The 17132-nt window shown below is 53.6% G+C and carries 11 protein-coding genes and 1 pseudogene; 4 read left to right on the plus strand and 8 right to left on the minus strand.

What is annotated here, in order from left to right; all coding sequences use genetic code 11:
- The first annotated feature begins 82 nt into the window (after positions 1 to 82).
- Complete coding sequence (gene fbp / locus HV345_RS20850) at positions 83 to 1081, plus strand: class 1 fructose-bisphosphatase (protein WP_016151459.1); 999 nt, start codon at positions 83 to 85, stop codon at positions 1079 to 1081.
- A 52-nt stretch (positions 1082 to 1133) separates the two neighbouring features.
- Here fbp and HV345_RS20855 read toward each other — a convergent pair whose 3' ends face one another.
- The 5 genes and pseudogenes from HV345_RS20855 to ytfQ all read right to left on the minus strand — a co-directional run bounded on the left by HV345_RS20855 (position 1134) and on the right by ytfQ (position 6917).
- Positions 1134 to 2246 (minus strand): methyl-accepting chemotaxis protein, encoded by a 1113-nt coding sequence (locus tag HV345_RS20855; RefSeq protein ID WP_016155535.1) that lies wholly within the window; start codon positions 2244 to 2246, stop codon positions 1134 to 1136.
- 103 nt (positions 2247 to 2349) lie between these two features.
- Positions 2350 to 3350 (minus strand): annotated as a pseudogene (yjfF, locus tag HV345_RS20860) (galactofuranose ABC transporter, permease protein YjfF).
- A complete protein-coding gene (gene ytfT / locus HV345_RS20865) occupies positions 3337 to 4359 on the minus strand; it encodes a galactofuranose ABC transporter, ATP-binding protein YtfT (RefSeq protein ID WP_149381767.1) in 1023 nt (340 codons plus the stop codon). Before ytfT ends, yjfF begins: the two are co-directional and overlap by 14 nt.
- Positions 4360 to 4372: 13 nt before the next feature.
- Positions 4373 to 5875: a galactofuranose ABC transporter, ATP-binding protein YtfR gene (gene ytfR, locus HV345_RS20870; protein WP_046275826.1), complete on the minus strand. Its 1503-nt coding sequence runs from the start codon at positions 5873 to 5875 to the stop codon at positions 4373 to 4375.
- 85 nt (positions 5876 to 5960) lie between these two features.
- Entirely contained in the window at positions 5961 to 6917 is a 957-nt protein-coding gene (ytfQ, locus tag HV345_RS20875) for a galactofuranose ABC transporter substrate-binding protein YtfQ (RefSeq protein ID WP_016151454.1), read from the minus strand.
- Positions 6918 to 7226: 309 nt separating this feature from the next.
- On the opposite strand from ytfQ, the gene ppa reads away from it, so the two are divergent.
- The 3 genes from ppa to HV345_RS20890 all read left to right on the plus strand — a co-directional run bounded on the left by ppa (position 7227) and on the right by HV345_RS20890 (position 11117).
- The gene (gene ppa / locus HV345_RS20880; RefSeq protein WP_003025726.1) at positions 7227 to 7754 is read left to right on the plus strand and encodes an inorganic diphosphatase; all 528 of its coding nucleotides are present in this window, start codon (positions 7227 to 7229) and stop codon (positions 7752 to 7754) included.
- Between the two features lie 199 nt (positions 7755 to 7953).
- The gene (locus tag HV345_RS20885) at positions 7954 to 9024 is read left to right on the plus strand and encodes a YncE family protein (protein WP_181636015.1); all 1071 of its coding nucleotides are present in this window, start codon (positions 7954 to 7956) and stop codon (positions 9022 to 9024) included.
- A gap of 83 nt (positions 9025 to 9107) precedes the next feature.
- Positions 9108 to 11117, plus strand: a complete 2010-nt coding sequence (locus HV345_RS20890; RefSeq protein ID WP_016155530.1) for a TonB-dependent receptor domain-containing protein — start codon at positions 9108 to 9110, stop codon at positions 11115 to 11117.
- Between the two features lie 42 nt (positions 11118 to 11159).
- On the opposite strand, the gene HV345_RS20895 is transcribed toward HV345_RS20890, so the two are convergent.
- From HV345_RS20895 to tamA, 3 genes are read right to left on the minus strand one after another with little or no spacing between them, the layout of a single operon-like run.
- Positions 11160 to 11504, minus strand: coding sequence for a gamma-glutamylcyclotransferase (locus HV345_RS20895; protein ID WP_029139743.1), 345 nt, complete (start codon positions 11502 to 11504; stop codon positions 11160 to 11162).
- A 2-nt stretch (positions 11505 to 11506) separates the two neighbouring features.
- On the minus strand, positions 11507 to 15283 hold the full coding sequence (tamB, locus tag HV345_RS20900) for an autotransporter assembly complex protein TamB (protein ID WP_181636016.1): 3777 nt from the start codon (positions 15281 to 15283) through the stop codon (positions 11507 to 11509).
- Positions 15280 to 17013: an autotransporter assembly complex protein TamA gene (gene tamA / locus HV345_RS20905; protein ID WP_016155528.1), complete on the minus strand. Its 1734-nt coding sequence runs from the start codon at positions 17011 to 17013 to the stop codon at positions 15280 to 15282. Before tamA ends, tamB begins: the two co-directional genes overlap by 4 nt.
- Between the last annotated feature and the right edge of the window lie 119 nt (positions 17014 to 17132).

Here is a 17132-nt window from a genome sequence, read left to right on the forward strand (position 1 = left end):
GATTCACCTAAGCGCGGCAATGGAAATATTTGTTAATATTGTTGCGGTCGCTTTACTCCACATAAATTGCAGGGAAAGTGTTATGAAAACGTTAGGTGAATTTATTGTCGAAAAGCAGCACGAGTTTTCTCATGCTACCGGTGAACTCACTGCTTTGTTGTCGGCAATAAAGCTGGGCGCCAAGATCATCCACCGCGATATCAACAAGGCCGGTCTGGTCGATATCCTGGGTGCCAGCGGTGCTGAGAACGTGCAGGGAGAGGTTCAGCAAAAACTCGATCTGTTCGCGAACGAAAAACTGAAAGCTGCACTGAAGGCGCGCGACATTGTGGCGGGCATTGCCTCGGAAGAAGAAGATGAAATCGTCGTCTTTGAAGGCTGTGAACACGCAAAATATGTTGTGCTGATGGATCCTCTGGATGGCTCATCCAACATCGATGTTAACGTCTCTGTCGGTACGATTTTCTCTATTTATCGCCGCGTAACCCCAGTCGGCACGCCGGTCACGGAAGAGGATTTCCTGCAACCAGGCAACAAGCAGGTTGCTGCGGGCTACGTTGTTTATGGTTCTTCCACCATGCTGGTGTATACCACCGGCTGTGGCGTACACGCCTTCACCTACGATCCTTCTCTGGGCGTATTCTGCCTCAGCCAGGAACGTATGCGCTTCCCGGCGAAAGGCAGCACGTACTCCATTAACGAAGGCAACTACATTAAATTCCCGAACGGCGTGAAGAAGTACATTAAATTCTGCCAGGAAGAAGATAAGTCAACTCAGCGCCCGTACACCTCGCGCTACATTGGCTCTCTGGTTGCGGATTTCCATCGTAATCTGCTCAAAGGCGGGATCTACCTGTACCCAAGCACCGCCAGCCACCCGCAAGGGAAGCTGCGTCTGCTGTACGAATGCAATCCGATGGCCTTCCTGGCCGAGCAGGCGGGCGGCAAAGCGAGCGATGGTAAAGATCGCATTCTGGATATCACCCCGGAAAGCCTGCACCAGCGTCGCTCCTTCTTCGTAGGTAACGACCATATGGTTGAAGATGTAGAACGCTTTATCCGCGAATTCCCGGACGCGTAATACGCTTTGCCGGATGAGACGTGTTAACGCCATCATCCGGCAAATTTATCCCCTACGCCGTTTGTACTTTAAACGCCGCCATTGCTTCGAGCAGCGCATGTGACTGCTCTTCCAGCGAGCGGGTAGCCGCTGAAGATTGCTGTACCAGCGCCGCATTTTGCTGCGCCGTTTCATCCATCTGAATCACCGCGATATTCACCTGCTCAATGCCGCGACTCTGTTCCTGCGACGCGCTGGCAATTTCACGCATCAGTTTGGTCATGCGCATCACTTCATTGGCAATCTCATCCATGGTTTCGCCCGCCTGCTGCGCCAGCTCGCTGCCTTCTCCCACATGGGTGTGTGAATCGCTGATTAACGTGCGGATCTCTTTTGCCGCCTCGGCGCTGCGGCTGGCCAGATTACGCACTTCACCTGCAACGACCGCAAAGCCCCGCCCTTGCTCACCGGCACGTGCCGCTTCAACAGAAGCATTGAGCGCCAGGATATTGGTCTGGAAAGCAATACCGTCGATTACGCTGAGGATGTCGGCGATTCGGCTGGAACTGCCGGAAATATCGCGCATTTTCTCAATCACATAGCACACCATCTCACTGCCGCGATCGGCGGTATCCGACACCGATTTTGCCAACTGGTGTGCCTGTTCCGCGTTCTGCGCATTCTGTTTCACGGTCGCCGTGAGTTCTTCCATACTGGCGGCGGTCTGCTCCAGCGAAGTGGCTGTCGATTCAGTACGTTGTGCCAGATGCTGGTTCCCGGCCGTCAGCTCACGGCTACCAATATCAATTTGTAAACTGGCATCGCGGACACGCTGTACCGAGTCGCCCAGCGCATGGCGCATTTCATCCATTGCCGCGTTCAGACGGTTGAATTCGGCGCTGGCCGACAGCGCGGTAACCGGCGACAAATCCCCCGTCGCCAGACGTTCCAGTTGCTCAACCATATTATCCAGCGGCTTGAGAAACTTATTTCGCAGCATGAACCAAATCACCGCCAGCAATGCGAGGGCAGCCAACATCGAGGCACTCATAATACCGTGGTAAATCAACGAAGTAATGATGCGGGTAGAGGCATATAGCCCCATACCGCCGGTCAGCAACAGAAGGAACGTCAGCAGAGACAATAACACCAACAAACTTGATCGAATTGAAAGGGATTTTGGCATCGTTATATTTCCGGTTGTAGGGTTAAAACAGACCTGTACAGAACCTATCGACTACAACCGGAAAAAGTTTAGGTATTTAAATGTTTAGTGAAAAATCAGGATGTTACTTTGGTGTTGCCGCCGTCCCCACTCTGGTTACTGGCGAGCTTTGACGATTTTCCCAAAGTACCGTCAGACCGCGCTGTAAGGCAATAAAAATAAACAATAAAATGCCAATCGCGATCTTCGTCCACCAGGAACTTAATGTGCCATCAAAATTAATGTAGGTCTGGATCAACCCCTGAATGGCGACACCAAACAACGTTCCTAACACCGTACCGACCCCACCGCTCAACAGGGTTCCGCCAATCACGACTGAGGCAATCGCATCCAGCTCAACGCCGACGCCCGCCAGCGCATAACCCGCCTGGGTGTAAATTGAAAAGACAATGCCAGCAAGCGTCGCAAGCCCGGTCGACAGCATATAGATACGGATGGTCGTGCTGCGGGTTGAGATCCCCATCAGGTTGGCAGAGGTGGCGTTGCCGCCAATCGCGTAAACCTGATTACCAAAGCGCGTACGGTGCGCCAGGAATATGCCAATGACGACTACCGCCAGCATCAGCAATCCCATTGCGCTCAGGCGACCGCCGCCGGGAATTTTCCATGCCAGGCTTGAGAGCATGTCATAAACCGGATGGTTAATTGGGATCGACTCTTCAGACACCAGATAGCTGACGCCGCGCAGGAAGAACATTCCCGCCAGGGTATTATGAATGCCGGGATCTTCAGCGCATCAATCAGTAACCCCATAAACGCGCCAAACGCGCAGCCCATCAGCAGAATCAGGGGAAACGCCAGCAGCGGAGATATACCCCAGTAGCCAATGGCCTTCGCCAGAAATACGCCGGTAAACGCGATCACCGAGCCAACGGACAGGTCGATCCCGCCAGAGAGAATCACGAAAGTCATGCCCACGGCGATGATGCCCAGAAAAGCGTTATCGGTCAGGATATTGCAGATAACTCTGGTTGAAGCAAAGGCCGGAAACTGTGTCAGGCAGTAGAGGTAACCCAGTACAAATACGCCGAGGGTGATCATCAGCGGTAAATTACGTTTTATCATGACCACGCACTCCTTTTATCAGGCTGATAAAGCGTTGTGATTGCACGACCAGCACACACAACACCACCACGGCTTTGACCACTTGATTTAGTTCTGGCGGGAAGCCCGACAGTAAAATCCCGGTGTTCATGCCCTGAATAATCAATGCCCCGATCACCGACAGCAGCAGATTAAAGCGCCCGCCCATCAGCGAGCCGCCGCCGATGACTACCGCCAGGATGGCATCCAGTTCCAGCCACAATCCGGCGTTATTGGCATCTGCCCCGCGGATATCCGCCGTGACGATAATGCCGGCGATAGCCGCACACAGACCGCTCAGCACATAGGTGAGCATCACGATAATGCGCGTGTTCACCCCGGCGTTTTTTGCCGCACGAATGTTGATGCCTACCGCTTCAATAAACATCCCCAGCGCCGTTTTACGCGTCAGTAGCCAGAACACCACCAGCGTTAGCAGTGCAATGATCACTGGCGTGGGGAACAGTAAGAGCGAGCCGCTGCCAAACCACGACAGTTCGGGCGAATTGAAGGTGACGATCTGCCCGGAGGTGATAAGTTGCGCCACTCCGCGTCCGGCCACCATCAGGATTAGCGTGGCAACGAACGGTTGGATTTTGAGGATTGCCACTAGAATCCCGTTCCATAACCCTGCCAGAATGCCGGAGCCTAAGGCGGCAAGCAGCACCACCGGCAAACTGTGCCCGGCCACCGTCATCGCCGCGGTGGTGGCACCGGCAATAGCCATGACAGCGCCCACGGAAAGGTCGATGCCGCCGGTGGCAATCACCAGTGTCATGCCAATCGCTAACAGCGCCACGGGGGCGGCACGGTTGAGAATATCAATCGGGCTACCGAACAGCCGACCATCTTGCAAAATCACCTGATAAAAGTGTGGCGCGACCAGGCTATCCACCAGCAGCACCAGCAGTAGCGCCACCAGTTGTGGCATGCCCTTTGGCCAGCGGAATCGCCGTTGCGGCGGAGTGGATTGAGGGAGAGATTGAGGCATCACCATAGTCTCCTTAGGCCGCAATGGCGTTCATGATCGCCGGTACGGACAGTTCAGCCAGCGGGATCTCAGCCACCTGTTTGCGATCGCGCATAATAATGACCCGATCGGCATAGCCCACTAACTCTTCCAGTTCGGATGAAATCACCAGCAGCGCCAGACCATCCGCGCACAGCGTTTCGATCAGGCGAATGATCTCGGCATGCGCGCCGACGTCGATCCCACGCGTGGGTTCATCGAGGATCAGGAACTGCGGTTTGGTCAGTAACCAGCGCGAGAGCAATACTTTTTGCTGATTGCCGCCAGAGAGAAACTCGATCGGCTGTTCAGCGTTGGGGGTGCGAATTCCGAGCTGGCGGATAAAACGCTCGGCAATCTCATTTTGTTCTTTCCGCGGAATAGGCCGCAGCCAGCCACGCTGCGCCTGTAATGCCAGAATGATGTTTTCCCGCACCGAAGCGGCGGCGATAATACCATCCGTTTTGCGATCCTCCGGACAGAAGCCGATCCCCAGACACGAAGCCTGATGCGGCGATCGCAAGGTCTGCGCTTTGCCTTTGATCAGCGCACTGCCGCTGTCGGCGGGTTTAATACCGAAGATCACCTCCGCCGTTTCCGTTCGCCCGGATCCCAGCAGTCCAGCGAGACCGACGATCTCACCAGGGCGCACCTGTAGATCAAACGGCGCGATGGTGCCTTTCTTGCCAAAGTCGCTAAAGGCCGCCACTGGTTTATCACTCAGCAGCGTACGGCCCGCACGCTGTAGCGCATGGGTATCCAGTTCGCGACCCAGCATCATTTTGACCAGTTCGATCTGTGGCAGTTCGCGGGTTTCACGGCAGCCAACGAAGCCGCCGTTACGCAGGACGGTAATGCGATCGCTGACCTGATAGACCTGATCGAGGAAATGGGTAACGAAGATCAGACTGACGCCCCGATCGCGCAGATGCCGCATCAGGCCGAACAGCATTTCTACTTCCTGGGTATCAAGACTGGCGGTGGGCTCATCGAGGATCAGCACTTTCGCGGAGAGATCGATCGCCCGACAGATGGCGACGATCTGCTGCATCGCCACGGAAAAGCGGTTCAGCGGCTCGCGCACGTCGAGGGAAAAACCGTATGACGCCATCAACTCCGTCGCGCGTTTTTCCATCTGCTTGCGCAGCAGCAGGCCAAAACGCCGCGGTTCACGGCCAATAAACAAGTTATCCGCTACCGACATATTGGGCAGCAGGTTCACTTCCTGATACACGGTACCGATCCCCAACTGCTGGGCATGGGCGGTATTTTTGGGGGAGATAGGCTGGCCTTCGAGCCAGATCGTGCCGCGATCGGCGTGGTAAACGCCGGTCAGGGCTTTGATTAGCGTCGATTTACCGGCTCCGTTTTCTCCCAGCAGCGCCATAATCTCACCGCGACGCAAGCTGAAATCCACGTTATCCAGCGCTTTGACGCCGGGAAAGAATTTGCTTAATCCTTCGGTGCGGAGGATTTCCTGATGGGGGTCGGTGGTCATGGCATTCCTCCGGTACGAAATCACGGCCTTTTCGTAGGCCTGATAAGCGCAACGCCATCAGGCCTACGGAAGACCGGCAGCAAAACTAGTAGCCCATGTTTTTCTTCTTCTCTAACTCTTCTTTCGCCGTATCCGGCAGATAGAGGATCGACTTGGTAATGGTCAGCTTCTCAGGCATCGTGCCGTCTTTTTTGAATTTCTCCAGCGCGTCGAATGCCGGGCCTGCCATATTCGGCGTCAGCTCGACGCTGGCGTTGGCTTCACCATCAATCATTGCTTTGTAGATATCCGGTACACCGTCGATGGAACCGGTCAGAATATCTTTGCCGGGTTTCAGGCCTGCTTCTTTAATCGCCTGGATTGCCCCGATCACCATGTCATCGTTATGAGCGTAAACCATGCAGATGTTCTTGCCATTGTTTTCCGCTTTGATAAAGCTCTCCATCACTTCTTTCCCTTTACTGCGGGTGAAGTCGCCGGACTGTGAGCGGATAATCTTAATGTTTGGCGCGTTGGCGATGGCTTCAGCAAACCCTTTTTTACGATCGATGGCCACGCTGGCCCCGACGGTCCCTTGCAGCTCAACGACGTTACACGGCTTGCCGTTCACTTGTTTAATCAACCAGTCGCCGATCAATTTACCTTCCAGCACGTTGTCGGCGGTGACCGTGGTCATATAGAGAGATTTGTCTTTTACATCGATGGAACGATCGAGCAAAAAGACCGGAATGTCGGCATCTTTAGCTTCTTTTAAAACCGGTTCCCAACCCGTTGCCACGACTGGCGCAATAAAGATGGCGTCAACGCCCTGCGCAACAAATGAGCGAACTGCTTTAATCTGGTTTTCCTGCTTTTGCTGGCCGTCAGCGATTTTCAGCGTAATACCACGCTTTTCAGCCTCGCTTTTCGCAACGTTGGTTTCTGCGGCGCGCCAGCCGGATTCAGAGCCAACTTGCGAAAATCCTACGGTTAAAGGGGCTGCCATTGCCATAGACGACATGGCTGCCGAAACTGCTGTGACTAAAAGTAAGCGCTTCCACATAAGTGCGTCCTCGTAGGGTGATTATTGTTGGTTAATAAACCGTCGCGAAAAAACTATAGACAATTGAGCATGTAACGAATTGCGTTACATCACACTTCAAAAAAGTAAATAAAACGTTAATCACAACTTTGTAATCGCTTTCATCCCGCTATGAAAAATGCGGCTGAAGATATGGATTTTTCTGTCACGATAGAGGGGTAAAAAGAAGAAAATGAGCGCAGAGAAAGCGAAAACAAGCGGAGACATTCAGCGCGAGTTGGCTATAATACCCGCCACTTGTTTGCCATAGCTTATTTAAAGGAAACAGACATGAGCTTACTCAACGTCCCTGCCGGTAAAGACCTGCCGGAAGATATCTACGTTGTTATCGAGATCCCTGCCAACGCAGATCCGATCAAATACGAAGTTGACAAAGAGAGCGGCGCCCTGTTCGTTGACCGCTTCATGTCCACCGCGATGTTCTATCCGTGCAACTACGGTTACATCAACCACACCCTGTCTCTGGACGGTGACCCGGTAGACGTTCTTGTCCCGACTCCGTACCCGCTGGAGCCAGGTTCAGTGATCCGCTGCCGTCCGGTTGGCGTACTGAAAATGACTGACGAATCCGGTGAAGATGCGAAACTGGTTGCGGTTCCGCACACTAAGCTGAGCAAAGAATACGATCACATCAAAGATGTGACCGACCTGCCGGAACTGCTGAAAGCACAGATCACCCACTTCTTCGAACACTACAAAGATCTCGAAGCGGGCAAATGGGTGAAAGTTGACGGTTGGGACAACGCTGAAGCCGCTAAAGCTGAAATCGTTGCTTCTTTCGAGCGCGCGAAGAAGTAAGTTCGCGTTAGCTTAAAACCCTGAACGCCAGTCTCTGGTTAGTAAGGGTTTTTAAATTTCTACGTTCTACCACCTCTCCCCTTCGCTGTTTTCTTTTTGACCTACCAGAATGGGTAGTCACATTTCATTTATCTTAATTGCGAATGATATTAGATCTCATTATCATTCTCATCATGTAAATAAATGTGAATAAAAGTCAATGAACCTCCACAATGTGAAGTCCCTGAAACGCTATTCCTGCGTGGCACTCGCCACAGCGCTGTTATTTACCAGCCTGTCCAGCGTGGCGCAGACGCTACCTGAGAAAGATTTTCTGACCCGCGATGTCGGTAACGGCGTGTATGAGCTGGCGGTTGATAGCCAGCAGAATGCGCTTTTTGTCGCCTCGTCGCCGTCGTTTGATAAAGATAAAACCAGCGGGCTTATCTACAAACTCGATCTGGAGAAACTCACGACGACTGAAGTCATCGACACCAGCCGCCGTGCCTTTGCCACCGCGCTGGATGAAGAAAACCAGGTGCTGTATGTCGGCAACACGCTGGAAGGTTCAGTAACACTAGTCGATACCCGCAGCGGTAAAGAGCTGGCGATACTACAACTGAGCGAAGCCAAAAACCCGAAAGATATTGTTCATACGCGTGAAATGGTGCTCGATAAACAGCACCACCGTCTGTACGTTTCCGGCGTGGCTGAAAAAGGCATAGTCTGGGTGGTGGACACACAAAAGCGCGAGAAAATCGCCACCCTCGAGAACATGGGCCAGTACCCGACCGGCATGGCCGTGGATGCAAATAAGAACCGCCTGTATGTTGTGAATGGCCGAAACGAACTTATTACGCTGGATACCACCAACCATCAAATTATTAATCGCTTTACAATTGAGCCAAATAAAAAACATTTTTTCCTGAATATTGCCCTGGATGCAAAAAATAACCGCGCATTCCTGACCGATCCGGATTTAGCGGACGTACTGGTTGTTGATCTTAATACCGGTAAGGTTATTGCACCAATTAAGGTTATTAACTCGCTGGCAGTGATATATAACGAAAAACGCCAGGAAGTTTATATCACCCACCGTAATGCTAAACGCATCAGCATTGTGAACAGCAAGACCTACCAGGTAAAACAAAGCATTGAAACCAATGCCTTACCTAACAGCCTGGCGCTCTCGGCAGATGCTAACACCCTGTACGTCAGCGTCAAACAGTCGGAAAAAATGACAGGTGTGAAGCCCGACTACGTGCTGAAAATCGATCTCTCTAAATATTAATAATTAAAAAACTATCTGCACCTTGCAGCTTTTTTGAGCTGCAAGGTGATGTTTTTATTTTTTACTTTTCAGGTGTCTATATTATGAAAACGCGTCAACTTATTACGCTGACAGGGATCGTTGCATTCTCAGGCGGTGTTATTTTCCCCACCCAGGCAGAAGAACTCACCGAGACCTCACGCACTAGCGAAGATGAAATGGTGATCACCGCATCCGGATTCTCGCAGCAAAAACGCGAAGCGCCGGCCACTATTTCAGTTATCGATCGTAACACGCTGGATATTCAGCCGGACCGTAGCATCGGTGAAGCCATTAAAAACCTTCCCGGCGTCTCGGTCACCAACAGCAGTGGCATGAACGCCGGTAGCATTATGATCCGCGGCATGGACCCGTCCTATACCGCTTTTATGGTCAACAGCGTCAAACAAAATACCGGTGAATCTCGCCCTTACGGACATGATATTGGTACTGAAGCCAACTTCTTACCGCCAATGGAGGCCATTGAGCGTATCGAAGTTATCCGTGGGCCGATGTCCTCGCTGTACGGCTCAGACGCCATCGGCGGTGTGGTTAACGTCATTACCAAAAAACCGTACGGCGCAAAAGAGTGGACCACGGCAATTGCTGCCAATACCTGGCTGCAGGAACACCAGTATTTAGGTAATACCAGCCAGATGAATTTGTTTACCATGGGGCCGATTGTGCCCGATGTTCTCGGCCTTAGCGTGGCGGCCGACTGGCTTGACCGTCGCGATGACGATCGCAATAACTATTTTGGCAAACACAATCGTAAATCCGTTGATATGACATTGGGCCTGGCCGCCAGCGAGAATAACCTGTTCGATCTCAACGTGGTCACCGGTGAGCAGGAAAAAAACCGTACCCAGAAACGCGGTGCGCCGTGGTCATGGCTGTTCGATCGTAACGCCGCCACCCTGACGCATACCGGCTGGTATGCAGACGACACCATCGCGACGACCAACTACATAAACTATGAAAAAGGCCGTTCGAAGTACGTTTATGACGGACAGTCCCCGCAGTATGTGCAGATGGAGAACTACGTCGCCAATTCGCAAACCACTTTCACGCTCGACACCCATAAACTGACTGTTGGGGCGAATTTCACGCGCGAAGAGCTGAATGACCGCTTTGATGTGGCCAACAAAACGCTGCCCGGATCTGACCCGGTGACCAAAATCAGCCGTAACGGTTGGGCATTGTTTGCTGAAGACGGCTGGAGCATTGGCGATTTCATCCTGACCACGTCAGCGAGGATGGACCAGGATGACAATTTTGGCACACATATTACGCCGAAAATGTACGGTAACTGGGCCTTTAGCAATGACTGGGCGCTGAAAGGCGGCGTTTCCGCAGGCTATAAAAAACCGGAGCTGCGCGCGACGTCCAGCAACTTCGTAACCCCTTACGGCTCAACCGTACCTTATCCCTTCCTCACCGTTGGTAACGACGACCTGAAACCTGAACAAAGCGTTAACTCTGAACTGGGCCTCTACTGGACGGGAGATGCGCTATCGCTCGACAGCACCGTCTTCTATACGCAGTTCAAAGACAAAATTGCTGAACAAACTATTTGTGAAACCACGTCGACGAACCAGTGCTCCGTCAACGGCTACAACGCGGATTCCGTCAGTAAATACTTCAACGTCAGCGAGGCGGATGTATACGGTATAGAACTGAATGCCGACTGGCAGATTACCGCCGATGTAAAAGCCAACGCTAACTACACCTGGAACCACAGCGAACAAAAAAGCGGCGTTAACAAAGGCTACGCGCTAAACGATTATCCGCGCCATATGGCGAATCTGTCGCTGAACTGGGCGGCAACGCAAAGCCTGGACGTATGGAGTACGGTGAATTATCGCAGCAGTAACCGCAACAGCGGCAATAACTATAAATATGATGACTACACGATGGTGGACGTAGGCGTACGTTATCAGCTCAATAAGCACACGCAACTGATGGCTGGGGTCTACAACGTGCTGGATGAGGATCCGAAACTGACAACCGCGTGGAACGAATCCGCACAGGTGGAAGGACGCCGCTATAACCTCGGCGCGCGCGTGGAGTTTTAAATCCAGAATAAAACAACGCCACCCGAGGGTGGCGTGTTCATATCAGTACTGGTCTCGGTCTAACCAGTTACCGCTTTCAATCAGCGTTAAGCCATCAACCGGACGTTGGTACACGTACATCCATGCACTTCCGTACGGCGTTTGAATTAACTGGCGTGCGTATTCACCGCCGCGGGTACGCAGAGCGTCAAGCTCTGCCAGCGTGGCGTTATCAATACGATAAACTTCCCCGTGTACTGTTCCTTTTCCCGGAACGGCGCCTGGATAGTGGCCCAGGCTATACAACTGGTAGTTGTCGATACTGAAATTTCCCAGCAACAGGGCATTGGTCATCCAGTGGCTGTTGCCTTGTTTGGTTCGTAAACTGCCGTAGACAAATATTCGCATTGCTAAAACTCGAACTGATAGAGCAAATCAAGTGCCTGATCTACGCCAGACACTGCTTCCAGATATAGCTTAGGCATCAGACGATAACGTAGCGTGAGTGTCGCTAAGGAGTCAAATATACCCACACCATATTTCACCTGCAGACCTGGCAGTACGTATCCGCTGACAACCACCTGAGATGAATCACCCACCCCTTGTGTGTCCAGTGCCAGATTGCTTACGCCAAATGTCTCCCCGATTTTACCCACAACCTGACCACTTTGTGCAACCCCCAGACCAATAAGCATTGAAGTCATTGCCGCGCTGTCGCTCTGTTCGCTATCCAGTCCTTGTCCGCGTAGCAGGTAGGAAAGCGCCATTTGCTGCGACATCGCCGGGTCGGAGAAGATCTCCGCCTTCGGTTCATCGGCGGTGCCCGTGACGCGAACCCCGGCGATCACGTCGTCTTCGGTGGCTTCCGGGTTACGAATTGCTTCGATGTTGAGTAACGGCTGATCAGGCGGACCGGAGAACAACAGCTCGCCCTTACGTACGATCAGATCCTGACCATAGGCATGGAAACGCCCGCTCGGAATATTAATTTGTCCGTTCAGCCCCAGCCCCTGCTTATCCTGCACCACTTTCAGATCGCCCGTCAGACGCGCTTTCAGACCAAAGGCGTCAATACGCACGTTGTTACCGACATGGATGTTCAGGTTGCTGTTGATCGGAATACCTGCTGTCTGCGGTTTCTCCGGTTGCAGATTGTTGTTAAGCATGACCATATCGCTGGAAACCCCTACCGCGCTCTCCGGCAGGTCGTGTACCACGATACGCGCCCACGGCACATCCACGTTGCCATCGAGGGTAAACAGGCTCGGCGTGGCTTCAAAGACCACGTCCGGCGATACGTCCAGGCGGACCATCGGCGGCACGGTAATACGAACCCTGCTGCCTTTAGCCGCAACGCGCGCCCGCCAGTTGTCTATCTGACTCCAGTCGGCATCGCCGCTCAGGTTAATTTCGCCCTGCTGCGTACGCACCACGCCCGCCAGCGTTGAGCGTGTTCCGGTGAAGTTAACGGCTAACTGGCTTGGCTGCATGTCAAACGGCATAAAGTTGCCGTCGATATCCAGACCGCTCAGCTGCAGCTGTCCGAGCAGTTGCGGGCTTTGCACATCACCGCCCAGGCGTAGGTTGGCGTTGATCACCCCTGCCGCTTTTTCACCGCGTGAGAAAATGGGGTTCACCATCGCCAGATTGAAGTTGCGGATGTTGACGTTGCCGCCGAGACTGCGGCGTCCTTGCGGATCCGTCACCTGCACCTGGCCGTCAAACTGCCCGTTGTTGGTCAGGCGAATCAGCCAGCCCAGCTCGGCACGGTTATTGTGCAGGTCGGCGGTCAGATTCAGCGTTTCAAACGCCACAGGGAGCGGCGCATCGTTCACGCTTTGCGTGACCTTCACGTTACGTCCGCTCAGCGTAACCTGCCCCTGCGGCAGCCCCTCTTTGGTGGTGTCCCAGCTCACATCTGCTTTGCCAGTGAAAACACCGCTGGCCTGGGTTGTATCCGGCATAAACGGTTTTAGCATCGCCAGGTCAAAGCGGTTAAGGTTCACCACCGCGCGTCCTTGTGCACCGGCATCAATGGTTTGCGGTACGCACAGTTCCGCATTCGGGTTGTTCCAGCAGTGCGGCCCAATGCTGATTTTCTGTTCCTGATTGCGATAATCCAGCGCGACAGGGCGGTTAAGGGACCACGGACCGACCGGCGTCTGGAAGCGGGTATCGCTTAACGCACCTTTCCAGCGCTGCTCTTGGCGATCAAAGCTACCTGCCAGGGAGAGCTGCCCGGAGACCGGTTCCCCCTGAATGCGCAGCTGCAGCTCATGCTGCTTTTCGCTACCTTTGGCATTGAGCGTCACCAGGCCAATATTCACGTCAGGCTGTACAATCCGCTCTACGCGAACGTTGAGATTACCAGCGATTTGCTCTGCCGATTTCACGTCGCCTTCGACGCGCACCTGAGCGACGGACAGCTCCTGCCAGCGCAGACCCCGGGCGGTGATATCCGCCAGCAGCTGTGGCGCTTCAACCGTACCGCGAACTTTTACCAGCCCTTTCGCCGTACCGCCCAGTCCCGGCAGCGCGTTATCCAGGCTCGGGGCATCAATCGTCGCGTCGAGATTGAGGTCTTTGACCCCCAGTTCCCCTTTCACATCCGCGCTGTTGCGTCCCAGTTCCAGATGCAGGCCCGGGATCGTCCACTGCAGGTAGCTGTTACCCTTCAGCGAGCCGTGCACATTAACCTTGTTCTGCTTCACGTTGCCGGTCAGCTTCAGCTCGGGCACCTCCATCTGCCAGCTTCCGCCGTACAGACTGCCGCGAGTTTTCACCAGGCCATTCAGTTTTGATGGCCACTCCGGGATCGCTTTCGCCGTGTTGATGCCATCCAGCGTTAGCTGCCCGCGCCAGCTGATCGCCTGCTGCCAGTCCACCAGCGCTTTCAGCTCAGTTTTCCCTTCCAGCGCCGCAACGCTGAGTTTGTCGAGATTGATCTGCTGTTCGTTGCCTTTGGCGTCCAGCGTGATGGTAGCCGGAGGAATATCCTGCCCTTTCACAGCGGTACGCATCGACAGCGTATAGTCGGTCATCTTACCGGTCAGTTTGAGCTTGATGTCATCAGCCTGGAACTGCTTGTCGCCAGTAAACGGCCAGTAAACCTGCTTACTCACCACCTCAAGGTTGAGCGGCAATCCGGCTTCCGCCAGACGCGCCTGCGCCCGCAGATCCATATCCACCGGACCAGACAGATTTACGCCGACTTCCAGCTGTTCACGCAGCGCGCCGCCGACCTTCAGCTTCACCTTTTCGCCTTTTAACGGATCGACGTTGAGCGTGCTGTTTAACGTAATATCGACCGGCCACGTGTCGGTCAGTTGCGCCGTGCCGCTGGCTTTTACCGTCCCCTGATTCGAGTCGATATCCAGTGCATCGAGTTTCATGTTGCCGTCAATGCTGCTCACTTTCAGCAGCATGTTATGTACCGTTAAATCCGTATCCCCGGTCACGCGCAGCTGCTCGCCGCGAAACGCTTCAATGTTGAGATTGAGCGGCAGATGGACATCGGTCATTTCCGGCAGCACCGGCTTTGAGAACAGATCTTTTAGCGTTTCGCCGAGCGGTTTTTCATCCGGTTGCGGATTTTGAATCTTTGGTTCGACAACCTCTTCCTGCGCCACTTCCGCCACTTTAGGCAGGGCAATCAGCAGCCCCTGTAATGACGTTGGCTTCAGGGTCAGCGTTTTTTCCTGCCAGTTCAGGCCGGAGGTAAATTCCAGCACCGAAACCGTGGTGTCATCGATTTTGATATTGATGTTGTTCAGCGCCACGCGCGAAAGCGTGATTGGGTAAGGTGTGGAAAGGTTAAGCGGACCGCTCTCTTCCTCTTCAACCGGCGCTGATGGCGGCATCTTTTTGCTGTCGATCGCCACGTTGATATTTTTCAGCGACAGATCGTTGACGCACAGGCTGCTGTCCCACAGGCAGTTAAGCCCCACGGCCAGATGCACTTCGCCAGCATTCACCGCCACGCCAGGTTGGTCATAACGAATATTTTTGAGCGATAAATCCCGCCAGCCGCCGGTGACCTGACCAATCTCCAGCCCCGGAACCCAACGATTCGCCGCGTTGAAGATCAGATGCAGGCCCGAAGTGGTGCCGACGAGGAACGCCACCGTGCCTAACAACAGCAGGATAAAAATCAGCACGCCGAGGCTTATCTTCTTCCATAAACTCATAATTCAGGCCCCAGACCGATGTAAAACTGTAAACCATGTTCATCTTTGTCGCCCACAGGGACAGCAAAGTCGAGCTTGATGGGTCCCACTGGCGATTGCCAGCGTACGCCGACCCCGGCACCGGTTTTGAAATCGCTTCTGCGGATATCGCTGACCGCTTCGCCGCTATCGACAAACATCGCGCCCCACCATTTTCCGGTCACGTTGTACTGATATTCCAGCGAGCCGGTCGCCAGCTTCGAGGCCCCTTTCAGCTTGCCGTCGCTGCCTTCAGGCGAAATAGATTTGTATTTGTAGCCGCGAATGCTGCGATCGCCCCCGGCGAAGAAACGCAGATCCGGCGGTACTTTGTCGAAGTCCCCGGTTTCGATCCAGCCGAGGTTGCCGCGCATCACAAAGCGATGACGATCGTACAGCGTGCGGATCCAGACGTTTTGCGCCTGGAAGACGGAGAAATCAACGTCTGAACCCCAGGCCGTGTTGGAGTAATCGATAGAATAACGTTGGGAGTCGCCCCAGACTGGCATCAGACCGCCGCGCGAGCGCGTCCGGCTGATCATCACGCCCGGATAGAGCAGCATGGTGGTGTTAGTGACGTTACCCTGGGTAAAGTGGTCGAGGCTCCAGCGCAGGTTAATCGCGCGCTGCCAGCCGCTGGAGAGATCCCAGTAGCGGGAAACCGCAAGCGTAGTGGAGTCCTGCTCGGTATCGTTTAAATCGGTACGCTTAAAGCCCCCCTGCACCAGGTAATACTGTTCCAGCGGGTTCTTTAATAGCGGCATTTTATAACTGAAATCAAGAACCTGCTCTGGCGCAGAGATGCTGGCGCTGGTGGTCAGGCTGTGGCCATAGGAGTTCATCCACGGCTTTTTCCACGAGGTCTTCACCCGTGGACCGACGTCAGTTGAGTAACCGACCCCGGTTTCGATGGTGTTTTCTGTTCGCGGCGACACCACACCTTTCAGCGGCAGCACTTTGGTTTCACGGGCTTTATCAAATTCCGGTGCGACGACCACGGAATTAAACCATCCGGTCGCCGACAGACGACGGTTCAGTTCGCCCAAATCTTTCGACTCGTACTCTTCACCCTCTTTAAAGGGCACCAGATTTTGCAGGTACTCATCGCGAATTTGCGAGCCTTCAAAAGTGACATGGCCAAAGCGATAGCGTTCACCGCTGTTGTAATCGATATCCCAGAATGCCTGGCGGCGTTCGAGCGCTATCCCAAGCTGGCTTTTATTAAATTCACTGTCGAAATAGCCTTTGCGCAGCGCTACGCTGGTGAGTGATTTTTTGAAGTTATCATAGTCCCCCTGATTCAGCACGGTGCCGATTGCCGGTCGCGTTTTCAGCAGATCCAGGTAATCTTTATCCGTACGTGCGCCACCGCGCAGAATCACTTCGGTGCCGCCAATCAGCACCGGCTCACCAGGGGTCACTTTGGCAATCAGCACCTGGCGTCCTTTCGCCGGCGGCGGACGCAGCTCAAAATCAATGGTTGGCTCAAAGTAGCCCAGCGCTTTTAGCCCTTCGCGGATGGCATCATCAACGCGCGCACGAAAGCGTCGGTCTGGAGTGACTTCATCACTTTGAATCGTGGATAGCTGCGCACGGACGTTTTTCTCCAGCGGTCCTGATAATCCCTCGACCTGTAAGCGAACATTCGCTGCGGCGGCGGAGCCACTTAAGCACAGTAATCCCACCCAACATAACTGACGGATATGTGGCACATTTTCTCCTGAATATCCTTTTTTCCCACCCCTGGAAAAAAATACTATGCCGTTCCTCGGCTTAACAAAAAATCAACAATAAGAGTTGAAAAACAGACGACAACCCAAATATTTCTTAT

This window comes from Citrobacter sp. RHBSTW-00986, assembly GCF_013783065.1.
GTDB lineage: Bacteria > Pseudomonadota > Gammaproteobacteria > Enterobacterales > Enterobacteriaceae > Citrobacter > Citrobacter braakii.

Excerpts from the sequence above, each read along its gene's own strand:
- HV345_RS20855 (WP_016155535.1), bottom strand. The coding sequence starts at position 2,246 with ATGCCAAAATCCCTTTCAATTCGATCAAGTTTGTTGGTGTTATTGTCT.
- HV345_RS20885 (WP_181636015.1), top strand. The coding sequence starts at position 7,954 with ATGAACCTCCACAATGTGAAGTCCCTGAAACGCTATTCCTGCGTGGCA.
- HV345_RS20890 (WP_016155530.1), top strand. The coding sequence starts at position 9,108 with ATGAAAACGCGTCAACTTATTACGCTGACAGGGATCGTTGCATTCTCA.
- ppa (WP_003025726.1), top strand. The coding sequence starts at position 7,227 with ATGAGCTTACTCAACGTCCCTGCCGGTAAAGACCTGCCGGAAGATATC.
- tamB (WP_181636016.1), bottom strand. The coding sequence starts at position 15,283 with ATGAGTTTATGGAAGAAGATAAGCCTCGGCGTGCTGATTTTTATCCTG.
- ytfQ (WP_016151454.1), bottom strand. The coding sequence starts at position 6,917 with ATGTGGAAGCGCTTACTTTTAGTCACAGCAGTTTCGGCAGCCATGTCG.
- fbp (WP_016151459.1), top strand. The coding sequence starts at position 83 with ATGAAAACGTTAGGTGAATTTATTGTCGAAAAGCAGCACGAGTTTTCT.
- ytfT (WP_149381767.1), bottom strand. The coding sequence starts at position 4,359 with ATGCCTCAATCTCTCCCTCAATCCACTCCGCCGCAACGGCGATTCCGC.
- ytfR (WP_046275826.1), bottom strand. The coding sequence starts at position 5,875 with ATGACCACCGACCCCCATCAGGAAATCCTCCGCACCGAAGGATTAAGC.
- HV345_RS20895 (WP_029139743.1), bottom strand. The coding sequence starts at position 11,504 with ATGCGAATATTTGTCTACGGCAGTTTACGAACCAAACAAGGCAACAGC.